At 70.6% G+C, this 18,101-nt stretch carries 15 protein-coding genes; 8 read left to right on the top strand and 7 right to left on the bottom strand.

What is annotated here, in order from left to right; translation table 11 throughout:
- The first annotated feature begins 18 nt into the window (after positions 1–18).
- Positions 19–879, top strand: a complete 861-nt coding sequence (locus tag KZC50_RS02170) for a universal stress protein (RefSeq protein ID WP_310890483.1) — start codon at positions 19–21, stop codon at positions 877–879.
- Between the two features lie 43 nt (positions 880–922).
- Entirely contained in the window at positions 923–1,540 is a 618-nt protein-coding gene (locus tag KZC50_RS02165; RefSeq protein WP_310890482.1) for a hypothetical protein, read from the top strand.
- Here the strand turns inward: KZC50_RS02165 and KZC50_RS02160 are convergent.
- Together KZC50_RS02160 and KZC50_RS02155 are read right to left on the bottom strand one after the other, a co-directional pair.
- Positions 1,518–2,690, bottom strand: a complete 1,173-nt coding sequence (locus KZC50_RS02160) for a nucleotidyl cyclase domain-containing protein (RefSeq protein ID WP_310890481.1) — start codon at positions 2,688–2,690, stop codon at positions 1,518–1,520. The genes KZC50_RS02165 and KZC50_RS02160 overlap by 23 nt on opposite strands.
- Positions 2,687–4,321 (bottom strand): sensor histidine kinase, encoded by a 1,635-nt coding sequence (locus tag KZC50_RS02155; protein WP_310890480.1) that lies wholly within the window; start codon positions 4,319–4,321, stop codon positions 2,687–2,689. The genes KZC50_RS02160 and KZC50_RS02155 overlap by 4 nt, the downstream gene beginning before the upstream one ends.
- Before the next feature lie 119 nt (positions 4,322–4,440).
- Between KZC50_RS02155 and KZC50_RS02150 the strand changes: the two genes are divergently transcribed.
- Entirely contained in the window at positions 4,441–5,922 is a 1,482-nt protein-coding gene (locus tag KZC50_RS02150) for a glycosyltransferase family 2 protein (RefSeq protein WP_310890479.1), read from the top strand.
- Between the two features lie 26 nt (positions 5,923–5,948).
- On the opposite strand, the gene KZC50_RS02145 is transcribed toward KZC50_RS02150, so the two are convergent.
- Both KZC50_RS02145 and KZC50_RS02140 read right to left on the bottom strand, forming a co-directional pair.
- Positions 5,949–6,929, bottom strand: a complete 981-nt coding sequence (locus KZC50_RS02145) for a response regulator transcription factor (protein ID WP_310890478.1) — start codon at positions 6,927–6,929, stop codon at positions 5,949–5,951.
- Positions 6,930–7,098: 169 nt separating this feature from the next.
- A complete protein-coding gene (locus KZC50_RS02140; protein WP_310890477.1) occupies positions 7,099–8,115 on the bottom strand; it encodes a glycoside hydrolase family 6 protein in 1,017 nt (338 codons plus the stop codon).
- A gap of 38 nt (positions 8,116–8,153) precedes the next feature.
- Between KZC50_RS02140 and truA the strand changes: the two genes are divergently transcribed.
- From truA to KZC50_RS02120, 4 genes are all read left to right on the top strand, one after another.
- Positions 8,154–8,993 (top strand): tRNA pseudouridine(38-40) synthase TruA, encoded by an 840-nt coding sequence (gene truA / locus KZC50_RS02135; protein ID WP_310890476.1) that lies wholly within the window; start codon positions 8,154–8,156, stop codon positions 8,991–8,993.
- Between the two features lie 89 nt (positions 8,994–9,082).
- Positions 9,083–9,805: an endonuclease/exonuclease/phosphatase family protein gene (locus tag KZC50_RS02130; protein WP_310890475.1), complete on the top strand. Its 723-nt coding sequence runs from the start codon at positions 9,083–9,085 to the stop codon at positions 9,803–9,805.
- 88 nt (positions 9,806–9,893) lie between these two features.
- Positions 9,894–12,224, top strand: coding sequence for a glycosyltransferase family 2 protein (locus KZC50_RS02125; protein WP_310890474.1), 2,331 nt, complete (start codon positions 9,894–9,896; stop codon positions 12,222–12,224).
- Entirely contained in the window at positions 12,221–13,795 is a 1,575-nt protein-coding gene (locus tag KZC50_RS02120) for a chitinase (RefSeq protein ID WP_310890473.1), read from the top strand. The genes KZC50_RS02125 and KZC50_RS02120 overlap by 4 nt, the downstream gene beginning before the upstream one ends.
- 70 nt (positions 13,796–13,865) lie before the next feature.
- Here the strand turns inward: KZC50_RS02120 and KZC50_RS02115 are convergent, their stop codons facing one another.
- On the bottom strand, positions 13,866–15,707 hold the full coding sequence (locus tag KZC50_RS02115; RefSeq protein ID WP_310890472.1) for an amidase family protein: 1,842 nt from the start codon (positions 15,705–15,707) through the stop codon (positions 13,866–13,868).
- 62 nt (positions 15,708–15,769) lie between these two features.
- On the bottom strand, positions 15,770–16,528 hold the full coding sequence (locus tag KZC50_RS02110; protein WP_310890471.1) for a cohesin domain-containing protein: 759 nt from the start codon (positions 16,526–16,528) through the stop codon (positions 15,770–15,772).
- A gap of 544 nt (positions 16,529–17,072) precedes the next feature.
- On the opposite strand from KZC50_RS02110, the gene KZC50_RS02105 reads away from it, so the two are divergent.
- Positions 17,073–17,528, top strand: coding sequence for a VanZ family protein (locus KZC50_RS02105; protein WP_310890470.1), 456 nt, complete (start codon positions 17,073–17,075; stop codon positions 17,526–17,528).
- 9 nt (positions 17,529–17,537) lie between these two features.
- Here the strand turns inward: KZC50_RS02105 and KZC50_RS02100 are convergent, their stop codons facing one another.
- Positions 17,538–18,080: a cell wall protein gene (locus KZC50_RS02100; RefSeq protein ID WP_310890469.1), complete on the bottom strand. Its 543-nt coding sequence runs from the start codon at positions 18,078–18,080 to the stop codon at positions 17,538–17,540.
- Between the last annotated feature and the right edge of the window lie 21 nt (positions 18,081–18,101).

Genomic DNA, 18,101 nt, shown 5'->3' with positions numbered 1-18,101 from the left:
AGACCGGAGGAGGTCATCATGAAGGACACCATCGTCGTCGGCGTCGCGCTCCACAGCGAGGCGGGCAGGCGCTCCGGACAGCGCGCGATCGCGTGGGCCGCGGAGCGCGCCATGGACCGTCGTCAGCGTCTGGAGCTCCTCTCCATCGTGGGCGGAGCAGTGGGGATGGTCGGTGAGGCGCACCTGATCGATCAGGCCCGCGACGACCTCCGCTCCCAGCTCGAAGCGGAGGCGCGGACGCTCACGGACGCCCACCCGGATCGCCTCGACGTCCGGGTCCGCGTGGACCACGGCAATCCCGTCGCGAAGCTCATCGACGCCTCGAAGGATGCCGCCCTGCTCGTGATCGGCAGTGATTTCCGCGGCGACGCGGGACCGGCGCGCGGGCCGCACGGCATCCGCATCGCCGCCGGATCCCACGCCCCCGTCGTCGTCATCCCCGACGCGGACCCCGGTGCACGATCGGGAGTGGTGGTCGGTGTGGACGGCTCGGACCTGTCCGAGCGGGCCATCGCCTTCGCCGCCGCGGAGGCCGACCGACTCGGCGAGGCGCTGATCACCGTGATCGCGTGGAGCCCGATGGAGGTCTCGCGGAACCCCGGTCTGTACCCGCCGGAGTATCTGGACGCGCTCGCGCGGCTGTCGGAGGAGAGTCTCGGGCTGTCTCTCGCCGGACTCTCGTCGACGTATCCGGACCTGCGCATCGAGCGCCACGTCGAGCGGGGCTATCCGTCGGAGGCGATCGAGGTCTACGCGCGCCGTGCGCGGCTGACGGTCCTCGGCTCGCACGGCCGAGGCGCCATCGCCCGCTTCCTGCTCGGTTCGGTCAGCGAGGAGGTGCTGCGCCGGCTCCCCAGCGCCGTCGCGATCGTGCGCTGAGCGGGCCGTACACTGGCCGGAAGCCTCTCACGGACGGAAGACCATGCCCACTCCCCGCCTTCGCGTTCCCCTCGCGCTCGCCGTCGCCCTCGTCGCCGGCGCGGTGCTGACTGGATGCGGCACGCCGCCCTGGGAAGGCGGGGGAGGATCCGCATCGGATCCCACCGCGACGCCGACGGCCACCGCCCCCGCACCGGTGCCGAACGACCTCTCCAGCGGCTCCACGCAGCGCGAGCTCCAGGCGGGCGCCGTCGCAGCGACCATCGACTACTGGTCGACGCTGTCGATGGACCAGTGGACGCCGGGAGCACTGAAGCCGCTCAACTTGTCGCTGTCGACCACCGTGACCCCGGATGACGGCAAGAAGGTGTATCTGCAGCAGGCGAGTGTCGTGGCGATCCCCGCGACGGCCAGCGGCCAGCTCGCGCCCCTCGCGGCGCAGACGGACACGGCGACCGTCAACCCGGGCTACCTCGTGCTGAGCCCGCAGAGCTACTCCCAGACCTTCCTCGTCGGTGAAATGCCGGCGGAGGCGGACCGGGTGATTCTGCAGATCACGTACGACTTCCTGATGCAGACCGCGCCCGACTCGGCCGATTACGCCAAACAGACCGCCACGGACGTGCTCACGGTGGCGCTCACTGCGCCTCCAGCCCCGTGACCAGCCGCTCGATGAAGGATCCGTCGGCGCGCTCCCACCGATCGCCTCCGCGCTCCTGCGCCACTTCCGCGGCGCCCCGCGCGATGAACAGGAGCGCGCCGAGGTCGTACCCGCCGACCGTCGTCGAGCACCAGCCGGCGCTCGCGGACGGTTGGAAGGGCAGCCGTGCGTCGAGGGTGAGGTCTCCGATCTGGCGGAGGATGCGGCGCACGAGGTCACGGGTGGCCCCCTCCGGACGCGCGACCAGCACCGCGACGTCCCCCTCGGGGGTGACGCCGACGAGCCCCGAGGCGCCGACGGCACTGCGCACGGTGTCGTGGAACGACGTCGTGAGCTGGGCGACCTGGGCCGCTCCGGTCGTGGCGAACGCCTCGCGCAGATCGTCGAGTCGCAGACACAGCACCCCGCAGATCTCGCTCGCCGGCAGGGCCCGCGCGAGGCGTTCCCGGGCGGCCTCGCGGAACGCCCGGTAGTCGGCCTCCTGTGCGGGCGTGTTCCGCCGACGGGTGCGGCCGACGCTGAGGCCGAGGATCGCCACGAGCGCGGCGACGATGTACACCAGCATCCCGAGTGAAGTCAGCGGCCGGGACACCTCGAAGTCCTGGTCGACGGGGCGGAACACCAGGGACACCGCAGCCCCCGAGACCCCGAGGGCGACGAACAGCACCGTCGCGATCCCGAACGGCCAGATGACCGGGTCTCGGCGCTCGGGCATCCGCACCCATTCCCACAGGAACAGCCCTCCGGAAATCGCGGTCAGGAGATAGAGCGCGCGATAGGTCGACCCGAAGGCGGGGCTCGCCGCGACGAGGGCGAGGATCGTGGCGGAGGCGAGCGCGAACGCCGGGCCCACCCACACCAAGGTGCGCACCCCCCGATGGGCCCGGAATCCCGACCACAGGAGGGCGGGAGACCCGAGGAGGAGGCCCAGCGCGAAGGTCCGGGCCACCTCGTTGTCGGCGGTCTGCGCGGCGACGACGCCGAACGTGGAGAGCATCGACAGGGTGAAGGCGTAGGTCCAGTACAGCGTCGCGCGGCTCGGCGACGCGAGGAAGGCGATGCCGCCCGTGACGCACGTGGCCATGGCGGTGAAGAACGCCTGCCAGATGCCGAGATCCGACGCGGAGAGCAGGGAGAGGAGGTCGTTCACGAGATCACCTCCGCCGCCGGCTCGCGGGGGAGCCGGACCGTGAAGACGGTGCCGTCGCCGAGGCTGCTGTCGATGGTGAGGGTGCCGCCGTGCGCCTGGATGATCTCCTGCGTGATCCCGAGCCCGAGGCCGGTGCCACCCGCCGTCTTCTTGGCCACCGCGGTGCGGAAGTACGGGGTGAGGATGCGGGGGAGGTCCACGGCATCGATGCCGATGCCGGTGTCGGCCACGGAGATCACTATCTGGTCGCCCTCGACACCCGCGCTGACATCGACCGTGCCGCCGTCGGGGGTGTACTTCACCGCGTTGCTGACGAGGTTGTCGAACACCTGACGCAGGCGGAAGGCGTCCACTCGGGCGCGGAGGGCGCCGTCAATCGCGACGGACACCGCGACGTCCTTGGAGGCGCCGAGCGGCGCGTACGAGGCGACCGAATCCTGCAGGATCGCGCGGAGGTCGGTGTCTTCGAGCTCCGGCGAGGGCGCGCCGGCACCGGAGCCCCCGCGGACGGAGGAGCGGGGGCCCAGCATCTGCTGGGTCATCTCCAGCATGCGCTCGCTGGCGTCGAGCAGTTTCTGGAACCGCTCGACCGCCTTCGGCGACATGCTCTCGTCCTCGAGGGCAAGCTCGGCGGTGCCGATCATGACGGTGAGCGGATGCCGCAGCTCGTGCGAGGCGATGGCCGCGAGGCGCTCGCGCTCCCGCTGCGCCTGGGTGACCGCGGTGACGTCGTGGACGAGGAGGAGGATCGTGTCGTCCTCGTGGGTGGAGGTGCTCAACCTCTTGGCGGTCACCGACAGGGTTCGCCATTCTCCGTCGATCGTGAAGATCCAGACCCGGCGGTCGTGGAAGGTCTCGCCGCGGGACGCCCGGGCGAGGGTGCGCTCCGTGGGAGGGACCGGCATCCCGCGGTGCGCCGAGTACTCCACCGACCGGGCGGGCTGCTCGGGGTCGCGCGGATCGATGCCGTAGAGGCGCGCGTACGTGCTGTTGATCGACAGGGGGGCGCCGCTGGTGGCTACGCGGGCGACGCCGATGTCGACGGCGTTGAGGATCTCGGCGGTGCGTCGCTCCTGCTCGGAGCGACGTTCCACCGTCGCGTGCAGCCGCGCCGCCTGGCGTGCCATCAGGCGTCGGGAGGCGCGCACCTGACGCATGGCCAGGTGCGCGGTGATGCCGATGAAGGCGAGCGTGGACAGGACGACGAACACGCGGAGGATGGTGCCGCCCGGTGTCCCGTACACCAGCTCGTAACTGATGAGCAGACCGATCACCCCGAGCATCGCGGCGAGGATCGTGACGCGGAAGTGCATGCCCGCCCACATGACGGGGAAGGCCCAGAGGAAGCTGAGCCGCAGGTCGGTGCCGGCAGCCAGCAGGCCGACGGCGATGGCGTCGAGGAACGGGATGGCGATCACGGCGCTCTTCGGCATCCGCGCCCACGGTGCCCCGATGGTGAAACTGGTCACCGCGAAGATCAACGCGGTGCCGACGAGGAAGTGGAGCTGACCGAAGAGGCCGGGCGCGAGGACCATCACCATGAGGGCGATGACGACGACGGCGCCGGCGAGGGAGAGCTGGGTCAGCCAGATCGAGCGCGTGCGTCCGCTGATCTGGATCGGTGCGCTCACGGGTGCCTCCCCGACACGACAGGCCTCAGGGCCCGCTTGTGGTCGCGTTGAGGTTTCCTTGCGGAAGCGTTCGCGGCCGCTCGGCGGCGCCTTGCGGTCGGGCGGGCAGAGTGATGTTCATGACAACGACTCCCTCCACCTCGCTGGTGCGCCGCGGCGCCCTCGCTCGCACCGCCGTCGAGCAGTTCGCGCCGACCGAGCCGATCGATCGCGAGATCGACCGCGAGTTCGAGTCGGTCCTCGACGATGCGATCGTCGGCCGCTCCACGATCGGCTGCGTGATCCCCGCGTACAACGAGGAGGAGTCGATCGCCGACGTCATCGAGTCGCTGCTCGGGCAGACCCGCGTGCCGGATGTCATCCACGTCGTGGTCAACAACACCTCCGACAAGACCGTCAAGATCGCGTCGCAGTACAGCGGCCCGCACGAGGTCGTCACCGAGCTCGGCGAGCAGTTCACCGAGGTCTTCGTCCACGACATCGGCAAGAACCCCGACAAGAAGGTCGGCGCCCTGAACTACGGCTTCGCGCTCGTCGAGGGCTACGACTACCTGCTCGGCGTCGACGGAGACACGATCGCCGATCCGAAAGCGGTGGAGTACCTCGAGAGCGAGGCGATGTCCGACACCCGCATCGGCGGCATCTCGGCGATCTACTCGATCGACGACCGCCCGATCAAGGGGGCGATCGCGAAGTTCCTGATCTCCGGTCAGCGCACCCAGTTCGCGGCGTTCAACATGCAGAACCTCCTGCGCGGCCGGAACATGGCCGTGCTCGGCGGTCAGTTCTCGATCTTCTCCACCGCGGCACTGCGCGACGTCATGGTGCAGAACCACCAGTCCACCCCCTGGGTGAAGGATAGCGAGGTCGAGGACTCGCTCCTGTCTCTGCAGATCAAGAGCGCCGGATACCTGACGAAGATCAGCCCCTTCGCCCGCGCGGATGTCGGGGGCATGACCACCCTCCGCTCGTACGACGCGCAGCAGGTGAAGTGGACCTACGGCGCCATCGAGCTGATGTGGCCGGGGCAGCGCGGTGACACCAAGGGTCAGCCGCTGCACCCGAACCTGCGTCTGCGCTGGTTCGAGAACATCGGCATGCTCACGAACTTCTTCGTCCGCGTGTCCTTCCTCGTGCTGCTCGCGGGCTCGCTGTCGATCGGGGCGTTCGTGTTCTCCCCGTGGTGGCTCATCCCGCCGGCGATGGCGGTCGCGCTGAACATGCGCATCGCCTTCACCATGAAGGACCGCACGGCGCGCGACGTCCTCTTCGCCGGGCTCGTCGCCCCCGCCGAGGTCTTCATGTGGGTGCGCATCAGCCACTTCCTGCGCTCGTGGACCCGATTCCTCTCGCGCAAGAAGGTCGACAACTGGGCCATGCAGGCCAAGGCCGAGAAGGGCGGCGGCAGCACCTACTGGGTTCCGCTGGTGCTCCTGATCGCGTCCCTCGTGGCGATGGCCGTCATCTGGGTGGTGCTCCCGCCGGTGGCGCAGTCCACGATCCTGTGGGTCGGCTGGCCGATTGTCGGCGTCATCACGGTCCTGCAGACCCTCATGATGTTCTTCAAACTGATCCGTCGTCACCAGGGCTTCCAGGTATGAGCGCCCGGGCCGCGATCGGCCCGGCGTCACGCCGGCGAGCCGGCCTCCGCCGTCAGGCGGTAGCCGACTCCGCGCACCGTCTCGATGTAGCGCGGGTTGGTGGGGGAGTCGCCGAGCTTGCGCCGGAGGTTGGTCATGTGGGCCTCGATGGCGCGCTTGTCGGCCTCGCCCACGAAGTAGCTGGTGACGTACGACTCGCCCCGCAGGACCAGGGTGAGATCGGCTTTGGTCCGCACGCGACGCTTGGACTCCATGAGGGTGGCCAGGAGGTCGAATTCGGTGCGGGTCAGATCGACTTCGCGATCGTCGATCAGGACGATGCGCGAATCAGGATCGAGCACGAGGTCGCGGTGCCGCACCGCGGTCGACCCGACGTGCTCGAGGGCGCCGTCGGAGGCAGGCGAGGCGGGGACCTCGCCACCCGACTCCGCGATCACCATGGTCGCGGAGGCCCCTGACGGCGGGGGAGGAACGGATGCCGGCCCCGCCGACGGGGAGGTCGCGGAGCCGGCATCCATCACACCGTGTCGCGACGCGGTGTTGCGGCCACCCGGGAACGACGGCCCGACCTGCTCCTGACGAGGAGCGGGCGCGGCCGTCGTTCCCGCACCGGCCGACTGCGCGGTTTCGCGCCGGCGGAGGATCGCATCCAGGCGGGCGCGCAGCTCGCGCGGACGGAACGGCTTGGTGAGGTACTCGTCGGCTCCGGCGCCGAGTCCGAGCACGAGGTCGGCCTCCTCCTTGAGCCCCGTGAGCATGATGATGTACGTGTCGCTCTGCAGGCGGATCCGCCGGGCGGCCTCGAAGCCGTCGATGCCCGGCATGTTGATGTCGAGCGTCGTCACCGTCGGCTGATAGCTGATGACGGCCTGCACGCCGTCGATGCCGTTGCCGACCGAGACGGTCGAGAACCCGGCCCCTTCGAAGACCTCGACGAGGAGGTGGCGGATCTCTGCGTCGTCTTCGACGATGACCGCGGTCTTGGGGACGCCGCTGGAGTCGTTCATGGGGATCTCTCGATGGTGAGGGGAGTGGAGCGCGGTAGCGCCGCGGGGTGCGAACACCTCAGGAGCCATGGGTCAGCGCCATGGTACACAGCAGACGGGCGCCCCCACCCGATTGTTATGGACTTGCGGTCCACGTCCTCGTCAGCCTAGCGGCGCACGCGCTGTGGGGTCAGCGCACGTCGCGCGTGAGTTCCACCGCCGCCTCGGGCCACCATGCCCCCGCGGGCGGACCCCCGTTGCAGGTGCCGTCGCTCTCGCCGGGCGGCTTGATCCACAGGTTGGCGTCGATCACATCGTCGCCCCAGGTCCCCGAGGGCACGCCCACCCGGAGCCCGGGGACGTTGCACCACTCCGACCCCGTGTGCGGGGCGCCGTTGCGGGAGGTGTCGATCACGGCGTGCAGGTCGTCGAAACCCCACGCCTCCAGCTGCCCGACGAGCTGCCGCGCGTAGGCGGTCTCATCGGCGTCGGAGTTCGCGTTCGAGACGTTCGTGGCGAAGCCGCGGAGCGCACCGGGGGCCGCCTCGGCGACCTCGGCGATGAGGGTCGCCATCTCCCGAGGGGAGCGCCAGTTCGAATGGCCGCCGTCGACGTAGAGGAACGTGTCCTCCGCCGCGAGCCGCGAGGCGGCGTCGGCGATCTGCGCCGCCCGCACTTCCGGGCGGTCGCAGTCGAGCGCGAGGGCATCGGGTTCGAGGATGACGACGGTCGATCGCGCGGGCTCGGCGGCGAGCCCCGCGGCGATGGCGTCGATCCAGCCGGGGTAGTCTGCCGCATCCAGCCCGCCGGCGGAGAAGTTGCCGCAGTCGCGATCCGGCAGGCCGTAGACGGCGAGGACGGGAACGGCGTCCTGGGCGCGGGCCTCGGCGAGGATCTGCTCGACGGCGGCGGTGACACTGTCGGTCGGGTACGTCTCCGGCGTGAGCCACACCGCGGTCGGCTGCGCCGCGAGGTACGCGGCGGCCTCGGTCGCGGCATCCTCCCCGCCCTCCGCGGCGGCGCGGGCGGCGAACGAGTCGGGGGAGACGAAGAAGGCGTCCCCGGGCGCCGGGGGGCGCGGACCCTCGGCCGGCGCGAACAGCATCTGCCACAGGACGAATCCCGCCACGACGACTCCCGCCGCCCCGAGCACGGCGACGATGACGGCGCCGATCACCGTGCTGAGGCGTCGCCTGCGCTTTTCCACCCTCGGACTCTACCCGCGCCCCGCCGTAGGCTGAACGGGTGCGCCTCCGCCTGGACATCTCCTACGACGGCACCCACTTCCGCGGCTGGGCGCGGCAGCCGGGCCTGCGCACCGTGCAGCAGACGCTGGAGGACGCCCTCGCCCGCGTCCTCGGGGGCGAGGTCCGTCTGGTCGTCGCGGGGCGGACGGATGCCGGGGTGCACGCGACCGGGCAGGTGGCCCACCTCGACCTCGACGACGCACAGGCGTCGCGCCTCGCACGCGGGCGCGCGCGGGAGGGAGAGGACGACGGCGGCATCGCTGCTCTCGCGCGCCGCGTCAACGGTGCGCTCGGGGCCTACGCGGACGTCACCGTGCGGCGCGTCCGCCGTGCTCCCGACGGATTCGATGCGCGGTTCTCCCCGGTGTGGCGGCGCTACGAGTACCGCATCGCGGACGACTCCTACGACCCGCTGGAGCGTCACCGCACCACGTTCGTCCGCGGCCGACTCGACGCCGACGCGATGGATGCCGCGGCCGGGTCGCTCATCGGCCTCCACGACTTCGCCGCCTACTGCAAGCCGCGTGAGGAGGCGACAACGATCCGCACCCTGCTCGCGTTCTCGTGGCGGAGGGACGACGAGGGTGTTCTCGTCGCCCATGTGAAGGCCGACGCGTTCTGCCACAGCATGGTCCGCGCGCTCGTCGGGGCGTGCGTCGCGGTCGGGGAGGGGCGTCTGTCCGTCGACGACGTCGTGCGCATCCGCGACGCCGGCGAGCGGGTGCCGGAGGTGAAGGTCCTCGCCGCGCGCGGGCTGACCCTCACCGAGGTGGGATACCCCGCCGACGAGCTGCTGTCCCTCCGGGCCGCGCAGACCCGGGCGCGCCGCGAGCTCTGACGCCTGCGGATGCGGCGACCTGGGAGTACACGACGGATCCACGCGCGCGATACCCGATCGTCACGCGGGAGTCCTAGGCTGTCCCCGTCATGAAAGTCATCTCGTACAACCTGCGCAAGCACCGCGCCGTCGGGGAGCTCGCCCACCTCGTCGAGCGCCACGCGGCCGACGTGCTGTGCCTGCAGGAAGCGGACACGAACGACATCCCCGAGCGGATCGACGGCCTGCGACTGGCGGATTCGACCCAGCGCAACCGCCTGGGCCTGGCGGTCTACTACCGGGAGAACACCTTCCGCGCGGTGGACGTGCGGATGATGGCGCTGAAGAAGTCCCTGCACGACCGGGTGCTCAAGCCCGCCGAGGAGCGCCTGCTCGGGGTCAAGCTCTACGACATCGACGACGGACACGAGGTGGTCGTCGCGTCGTTCCACGCGGCCCCCCTGACGGCACTCAACTCCCTTCGCCGCCACCAGATCCGCACCGCCCTGTCGGAGCTGCAGCTCATGGGCGACGGACTCCCCACCCTCATGGTCGGCGACTACAACTACCCGGTCTTCAAGGAGAACCTGGGGCAGCGCGTCCGCGATCAGGGGTACGAGCTGAATCTCAGCGATTCGCGCACCTACACCCGCTACCGTTTCTTCCGCGGCCACTACGACTTCGCCACCTCCATCGGGTTCGAGATCGATCGGGTCCGCACGCTTCCGCAGGGGGACAGCGACCACCTGCCGATCCTGGTGACGGCGAGGCCGCTGACGGGGAAGGCGACGAACCTCAACGCGGGATCAAGAGAAGGACAAGATCGGCGGTAACGCCCTGCGCGGCGGTGCAGTTCGGCCCTAGAGTCTGATCGGCCGTGACCGTGAAGCGGCACCCTCCCCGCGAAAGTGAGCACCGCCGATGGTCGATCTCGCCGACGATCCGACGCGCCTCCCCGATGCCGACAGCCCCTCCCCGGCCGTCGCCGCGACCGAGGACGACGCCCCACCCGCTGCACCCTCCGACCCGCCGCGACGTCGTCGACGTCAGTGGGGGACAGAGCGGCCGCGGCCGCCGTTGCCTGCGGTCCACGCCCGTCCCTCGACCGCCAAGCTCATCTGGGGGCAGGTCGCGATCTGGGTGACGGTGGCCGTCTGGGCGCTGTACATGCTCACCGTCGCCGTGACGCTCCTGTTCGCGGGCGCCTTCGACTCCACCTGGCGGGTCATCGAAGCGGTCTCCTACCTGCTCGTCATCAGTGTGCTGACCTTCTCGGCCCTGATGTACCTCGTCGCCCGGCAGGGTGCCTACGAGCGCTTCGCCCGTCATCGGCGCGCTGACCGCGCCGAGCTCGATCGGCACTTCTCGTTCAGCCACGGTCCGCTCACCGTGCTCGTGCCCTCGTACGCGGAAGAGCCCGGCGTGATCCGCACGACCCTCTGGTCGGCGGCGTTGCAGGAGTACCCCTCGATGCGGGTGGTCCTCCTCATCGACGACAACCCCGACCCCGCCGACCCGGCCGTGGCGGCCAAGCTCGACGAGACCCGTCGGATCGGGCCCGAGATCACGCGGGCGCTCGCCGGTCCCGCGGCGGACTTCCGCGCGGCCCTCGCGCACTGCGAGGCCGAGATCGCGGCATCCGGACAGGCGGGAGAGGACCTCCTGGTCCGGCTCGTGGACGTCTACACCGCCGCCGTCGACTGGCTCCGCGCCCTCGCGGCGACGCACGTGCGCGAAGACCACGTCGACGACTTCTTCGTCGACGAGGTGGTCCTCGGCCTGGCCGACGACCTCGACGCCACGGCCGGGGCGGTCATGACCGCGCTCGACGAAGGGGCGGTCGTCCCCGCCGAGCGCGTGCGCGAACTGTTCCGGCGCCTCGTGTGGATCTTCTCCGCCGAGGTGACCTCGTTCGAGCGGAAGCGCTACGCGTCGCTGTCGCATGAGGCGAACAAGGCGATGAACCTCAACTCCTACATCGGTCTGCTCGGGGGGCGTTTCGCCGAGCAGCAGACCGAACTGGGACTGCTCCTGCGCCCGGTGACGACCGCCGCAGAGGCGGACCTCGACGTGCCCTACTCGGAGTTCGTCCTCACCCTCGACGCCGACTCGGTCCTGCTGCGCGACTACTGCCTGCGCCTGGTGCACTTCCTCGAGCAGCCCGAGAACGCCAAGGTCGCCGTGACCCAGACCCCGTACTCGTCGTTCCGCGGGGCTCCGACCCGGGTCGAGCGACTCTCGGGGGCGACCACCGACGTGCAGCACATCCTCCACCAGGGGATGACGGCCCACAACGCCACCTTCTGGGTCGGGGCCAACGCGGTCATCCGCATGGAGGCCCTCGACGACATCCTCGAGATCGACACCGTCGACGGCTTCGAAGTGCGTCGTTTCGTTCAGGACCGCACGGTGATCGAGGACACCGAGTCCAGCGTCGATCTCGGTGAGCGCGGGTGGACGCTGGTGAACTACCCCGAGCGGCTCAGCTACTCGGCCACGCCGCCCGACTTCGGCACCCTCGTGGTCCAGCGACGGCGATGGGCCAACGGCGGACTGCTGATCCTGCCGAAGTTCTGGCGGCAGATGCGCGCGCACCGCCTCGCGCACAAGCCCATGGCGATCGGCGAAATCGCCCTGCGCGCGAACTACATGGCTTCCATCGCGTGGGCGAGTCTCGGCCTGGTGTTCCTCCTCGCCTACCCGTACGACAGCCGCCTCGTCAGCCCGCTGGTCCTCATCGGGGCGCTCCCGTACTTCCTGGCGATGGCGAGCGACCTGCACTACTGCGGCTACAAGCGCACCGACATCTTCCGCATCTACGGGTTCAACCTGATCCTGCTGCCGGTGAACATCGCCGGCGTGCTGAAGTCCATCCAGCAGGGGCTGACGGGAAAGAAGATCCCCTTCGCGCGGACGCCGAAGGTCAAGGACCGTACGGCCACGCAGGTGCTCTACGTCGTGGCGCCCTATGTCATCGTGGGCTTCTCGCTCTTCGTCGCGTGGCGCAGCTGGCTCGACGGCGCGTGGGGGACCCTCGCGTTCTCGGCGTTCAACGCGTTCTGCTGCTCGTGGGCGATCCTCGCGAACATCGGCATCCGGAACTCCCTCGTGGACACCTGGATCGGGCTCACGGACTGGATGTGGGTGGATGCCGCTCCCGCGTCGTCCCGCGCCGGCGACGGCGAGGACGACAGCCCCGACTGGCGCAAGGTGCTCCGGCAGGGCCACCCGGCGCCGGGGGGTCGGTCGTGAGGGTCGCGACGCGCGGCCGGCACGCCGGCAAGCGCCTGTCGCCGTGGCGGGTCGGCACGGCCGTCGCCGTGGTCGCCGCGATCGTCGCGGCCCCGTTCGTCGTGGGCGCGGTCCTCGGCCGGCAGGCCGCGGCCGAGGCCACCGTGGCCGGACCCCGCTGGTTCGGCGGCTACTTCGACGTCCCCGCCGCGGCGGTGTCGGACACCCCGACGGTGGGGGAGGACGCGGCGATCGTCCTCGCCTTCGTCGTGGCGGAGGCCGAGGACGTGTGCGAACCGTCGTGGGGGACCTTCTACGGTCTCGACGAGGCCGAGCGTGAGCTCGACCTCGATCGGCGGGTGGCGCGGCTGCGTCAGGGCGGCGCCGACGTGGTGGTGTCCTTCGGCGGCGCCATCAACACCGAACTCGCGAGCGCCTGCGAGACCTCCGGCGAGGTCGCGGCCGCGTACCGCGACGTCATCGACCGCTACGGGGTCGGCACCATCGACCTCGATCTGGAGTACGCCAACCTCAGCGACGAAGCGGCGGGCTTCCGTCGCGCGGCCGCCGTCGCACAGCTGCAGCGGGAACGCGAGCGGGCAGGCGAGACCCTGGAGGTGTGGCTGACGCTTCCGGTGGCGATGGATGGACTCACCGACGAAGGGCTCACGGTCGTACGGCAGATGCTCGCATCCGGTGTCGACCTCACCGGCGTGAACGTCATGACGATGAACTACAACACCGACCTCGGCGACCGCACGATGGGCGAGATCGCCATCGATGCGGCCACCGCGACACAGGCCCAACTGACGTCCCTCTACGACCGCATGGACGTCGACCTCCCGCCCGAGGGGGCGTGGGCGATCCTCGGGGTCACCCCGATGATCGGGCAGAACGACATCGCCGGAGAGGTCTTCACGCTCCGCGACGCCGAGATGCTGCACGACTTCGCCGCCGACCACGCGCTGGGCCGCATGTCGATGTGGTCGCTCAATCGCGATCGCACCTGCGGGACGAACTATCCGGACGTCCAGATCGTGTCCGACTCGTGCAGCGGGATCGACCAGAAGGGGGAGAGCTTCGCCGCGATCCTCTCGGAGGGATTCGACGGGATGCCGGCTGCCACGGCGGTGCCGACGACGGCTCCGACGCCCGTGGCGGACGACCCCGAGACCAGCCCGTATCCGATCTGGTCGCCGGACACGGCGTACTCCACCGGCGTGCGGGTGGTGTGGCACGGCAACGTCTACAGCGCGAAGTGGTGGACGCTCGGCGACGCCGAACCGGACGACCCGACGCTGGAGGGCGACGAGACCCCCTGGACGCTCGTCGGCCCGGTGATGGCGAACGATGCGCCGTACGCGCCGCCGACCGTGCCGGACGGAACGTACCCCGGCTGGAAGCCGGACGCGGTGTACACCGCCGGCGATCGGGTGCAGCTCGAGGGCACCCCATACGTCGCGAAGTGGTGGACGCAGGGAGACGACCCCGCGCTCGGCCTCACCGACCACGATCGCTCGCCGTGGCGGGTGCTCCCGCCGACACCCACGGCGACGCCCACGCCCACGCCGACCGCGACGCCGGCGTCGTGAGAACGACCGAGGCCCCGGCATCCTGATGCGGATGCCGGGGCCTCGGGTCTCGGAGACAGCGGGGGTGCGGTCAGTCGAGCGCCGGGTACAGCGTCGGCGACGTGCGGTGGCCGGTGGCCTGCTCGTAGTCGAACGCGAACCCGAGCAGGGCACCCTCGGAGAAGTCGCGACCGAGGAACTCGAGGTTCGCTCCACCACCCGGGATGGGCTCACCCTCGACGGCCTGTCCCATCGGCACCGTCACCGCGGGAAGGCCGGTGTTCGGGCTCAGGCGCATGTTCGTCCCGATCGTTCCGTACGGGTTTCCCGTCGGGTAGACGAGGGCGTCCAGGCCTTCGGCCTCCATCATCGCGGTGACGATCTGCTTGCCGCGCGCCAGCTGCAGGGTGTGCGTGCCCTCGGGGCCCGCCCACGCCTCATACGCCTCGGGGGTCACGCGGGAGCGCGAGACGTAGGTGGCGTTGTTCGGGTTGCTCGCGGTGATGCCGCGGTTCGGGATGATGTTCGGCGACTCGCTGATCTGCGCGAGGCTCCGCGTCGTCACCGCGGGGTTCAGGTACGCGTCGATGTAGATCTGCAGGTCGTGGTTGAACTCCGGGCCCGAACCGCTGCCCTCGGCGAGGATCGCCGCCCAGCCCTCGGGCGTGGCGACCTCGACGACCTCGGCGCCCTGCGCGCGCAGGTCGGCGATCGCTGCGTTGAACAGACGCACCGTGCTGGCGTTGGAGCCGATCATCGCCGGGACGTAGCCGATCTTCGTGCCCTCCAGGGCGGTCGACGACAGCCCTGAGGTGTACGACGCGGGAACCAGACCGCTCTGACGGGCGGTGACCGGGTCGCCGTCGTCGATGCCGACGACCGCGTCGAGGGCGACGGCGGCATCCACGACCGAGCGGGCCATGGGGCCCCCGGTGTCCTGCGACAGGGCGAGCGGCACGATGCCGTCCCGGCTGGCCAGGCCCACGGTGGGGCGGACGCCGACGAGCTGGTTGTAGTTCGACGGGATGCGGATCGACCCGCCGGTGTCGGTGCCGAAGCCGAGAGCGGCGAAGTTCGCCGCGATCGAGGCGCCCGTGCCGCCGGAGGAGCCGCCGGCGTTGCGCGCGGTGTTGTACGGGCTCGACACGTCCAGCGTCGATCCCGCGGCCTGCCCGGCGCTGAAGGTGGAGGACAGGTTGACAGCGAACTCGTCCATGCTCGCCTTCGCGAGGATCACGGCGCCGTCGGCCCGGAGGCCTTCGACCATGAACGCGTCGGTGGTCGTCTGGTTGCCGTCCCAGCATCCGCAGCCGGCGGTGGTGGGCATGTCGAGCGTGTTGTAGTTGTCCTTGAGCGCGACCGGGATGCCGAGCAGCATGCTCGTGAGGCCCGACTCGGCGCGCTCGGCGTCTGCGGCGGCCGCGGCGGCAAGTGCCGGTGCGGACCCGACCGTCACGATCGAGTTCAGCGCCCGCTGTCCCTCGCCCTGCGCGACGCGGTCGTAGGCGGCGATGCGATCGATGTAGGCCTGCGTGATCTCGACCGAGGTGGTGACCCCGGCGTTCATGGCCGCCTGCATCTCGATCACCGATGCCTCGACGAGCTCGAACGGACCGTCGCCGTAGATGATGCGCTGCGACGCCGCCGCGAGGTCGGCGACCGTGATGACGCCGTCGGTGTCGAGGTCGACCTTCGACACCGCCGCCCATCCGGCATCCGCCGACGTCGTGCCGAAGGCGGAGGCGATGACGTCGAGATCGTCCGCGGTGACCTGGTGGTCGCCGGTCAGGTCGAGCTCGGTGTAATACGGCATCAGGAACGGAGCGGATGCCGCCTCGTCGGCGACGGCGGCGGCGGGGAGCGTCACCGCGCCGGCCGTCAGGGTGCCGGCGATCGCGAGGGTCGCGAGCGCGCGGGTGGTGGGGGTCTTCACCGCGGGGATCCTCCGGGTCGTGGGGGCGGATGCGAGAGGGGTCGAGGAGGCGGAGCGGGCGCTCATCGGGTCACCGCCCGACGGCGGAGGACGATCACGACGCCCACGGCGATGACGCCCGCGGCGAGGACGCCGAGGACGATCCAGACGGCTGCGTCCTGACCGGTCACCGCGAGCGGCGGGCCGGCGGTGTCGGGGGCGGGGGTGGCGTCATCGGTCGGCGGCACGGGGGAAGTCGTCGCCGAGGACGTCGGCGTCGGCGTCGGGCTCGGCGGCTCGGGTGCGGCGGTCAGCGCGGTCGTCGTCGAGACGACGGCGCCCTCGGGGAGACCGATGGCGGCGCCGGATGCGCTGAGGAAGGTCGCGTCGCTGACGGCGATCTCGGCCGCGCCGCCACCGAGGGCGGTGAACGAGAAGGTCACGAGCTCCTGCGCACCCTCCAGGCCCGGCGAGGTGCCCAGGCGCGTGTGCGTGAAGGTGGCGCTGCCGGCGTCGTCGGCGACGGAATCGAAGCCACCGCTTGGGAAGGTGCTCTGCCCGTCGACGACGGCGAGGAGGGTCGGGTCGTAGGTGACGGTGAGTTCGTAGGCGAACAGGTCGGCGGAGGCGTCGACGGCGATGACGACCTCGAGCGTGTCGCCCTCGTCCGCGGCGGCGGGAGCGGTGATGCTCACCGCGCCGATCGTCGGCGGGGCCTCGGCGGCCACGGCGGCCGGCGCGAGGGCGAGGGAACCGCCGAGGAGGGCGGAGACGGCGGCGAGGGCCGCGACGGCGCGTGAGCGTCGTCGGAGCGGACGCCGCGCAGGGGTGTTTTCGGGCATGCGGGAGCGAGTCCTTCCGGATGGGGGGGATGCACCGGGGTTCGGGATGCCGCCACCCTGGCACCGCCGGATTTCCCGGTCGTTGCCCGATGTTGCGGGCCGGTGTCGCGAGGCGAGACACGCTCGGTGGATGCTGGCCGACGATCCGGCTGGATCTCGCTTACCCTGGTGGTGAGGACGCCCCCAGCGTCCTCACCCTCCCCGTCGCCGAACGCTTGCTTCGGGTGCGAGCCTCGGCATCTCCATAGACGGGAGTGCGGCCCGTGGTTCCCCACCGCGGGCCGCACCACTTTTGTGGGATGGCGACCCTTCCCGGCTCGCTCCTGTTGGGGGAAAGAGCGAACGCGGGAAGGGCCTGAACCCGACCGCGAGGCGGGCAGAGATGCACGCGGCCTGGCTGCGGGCTGGGGCGCAGCGCGTGCGGACGGATCTGGTCCACACGCTACTGATGACTCGGAAGACGGTTCCACCGGCGCGGCAAGATTTCACCTGCTCGAAACACCAGGCGATCCCCTGGACGTGTCCCGACGTTAGGCTCTGCGAAATGCCGCTCCGCTCCCGACTGCCCGCCCTCGTGCTCCTCGCCTACGTAGCGGCACTCGCGGCGATCGCGTTCTGGCCGACCCCGGTGGATCGAGGTGCGGCACCGCTTGTTCGGACGATCACACGGCTGATTCCCGTGTTGACATACGACCGGATCGAGTTCGCCGCCAACATCGCCCTGTTCGTCCCCTTCGGCGTGCTCGTCGGACTTCTGCTGAGGCAGACCTGGCTGGTGCTGCCCCTGGCCTTCCTCACGACGCTGATGATCGAGACTGCGCAGGCACTGCTCCTGGACCGCCGGACGCCCAGCATCATGGACATCATCGCGAACACCGCCGGGGCATGCATCGGCGTGCTCGTTGTGGTCTTCATCCGCTGGCTGCAGCACGAGCACCAGAACGCTGTGCCGGCCACGGCGATGCCGCTCCGGCCGCCGGCGCCGGCATCCCGACGCTGAGCGCAGACTTCAGAGGCTGTCGCGGCGACGGCGAACGACGGCCACGACACCGAGGGCGGCGCCGGCGAGAAGCAGGAGGCCACCGCCGATCCACAGGCCGGTCATCGTCGCGCTGTCGAAACCCGTCACCGGGAGGCTGCCGTCCGGATTCGTCACCGAGACCGCGGAGGTTCCGCCGGCCGACGTCGACGAGAACGCGGCGATGTTGTACGTGCCGCGCGCGTCGGTGGGGAAGGTGATGCGGACCCCGGCCAGCGAGCCGTCGGCGGTCGAGACGGCGTTGCCGCTCGCGGTGGAGACGGTCCGGATCATCCCGATGACGGCATCCGAGCCGTTCTCGCCCGTGACGGTGATGGTGATCGGCTCGTTCGCCGAGAAGGTGGCGGGGTCGCACGCGAAGAGCGTCGTGCCGCCCGGCGTGGCCGTGGCGGGGGTCGCGGTGCACGATCCCGACGGGGGGTAGATGGTCGAGGCGTGAGCTGCGGCGGGCACGCTCACGGCCGCGACGGCGGCGACAGTCAGCGCCGCCAAGAACGTGGGGAGTCGTCTCATGGCTTCGCAAGTCTAAGCGCC

Source organism: Microbacterium aurantiacum (genome assembly GCF_031625015.1).
In the GTDB taxonomy this organism is placed as follows: domain Bacteria; phylum Actinomycetota; class Actinomycetes; order Actinomycetales; family Microbacteriaceae; genus Microbacterium; species Microbacterium aurantiacum.
The sequence above is the reverse complement of the archived record's forward strand: the minus strand, read 5'-3'. Positions and strand labels throughout refer to the sequence as shown.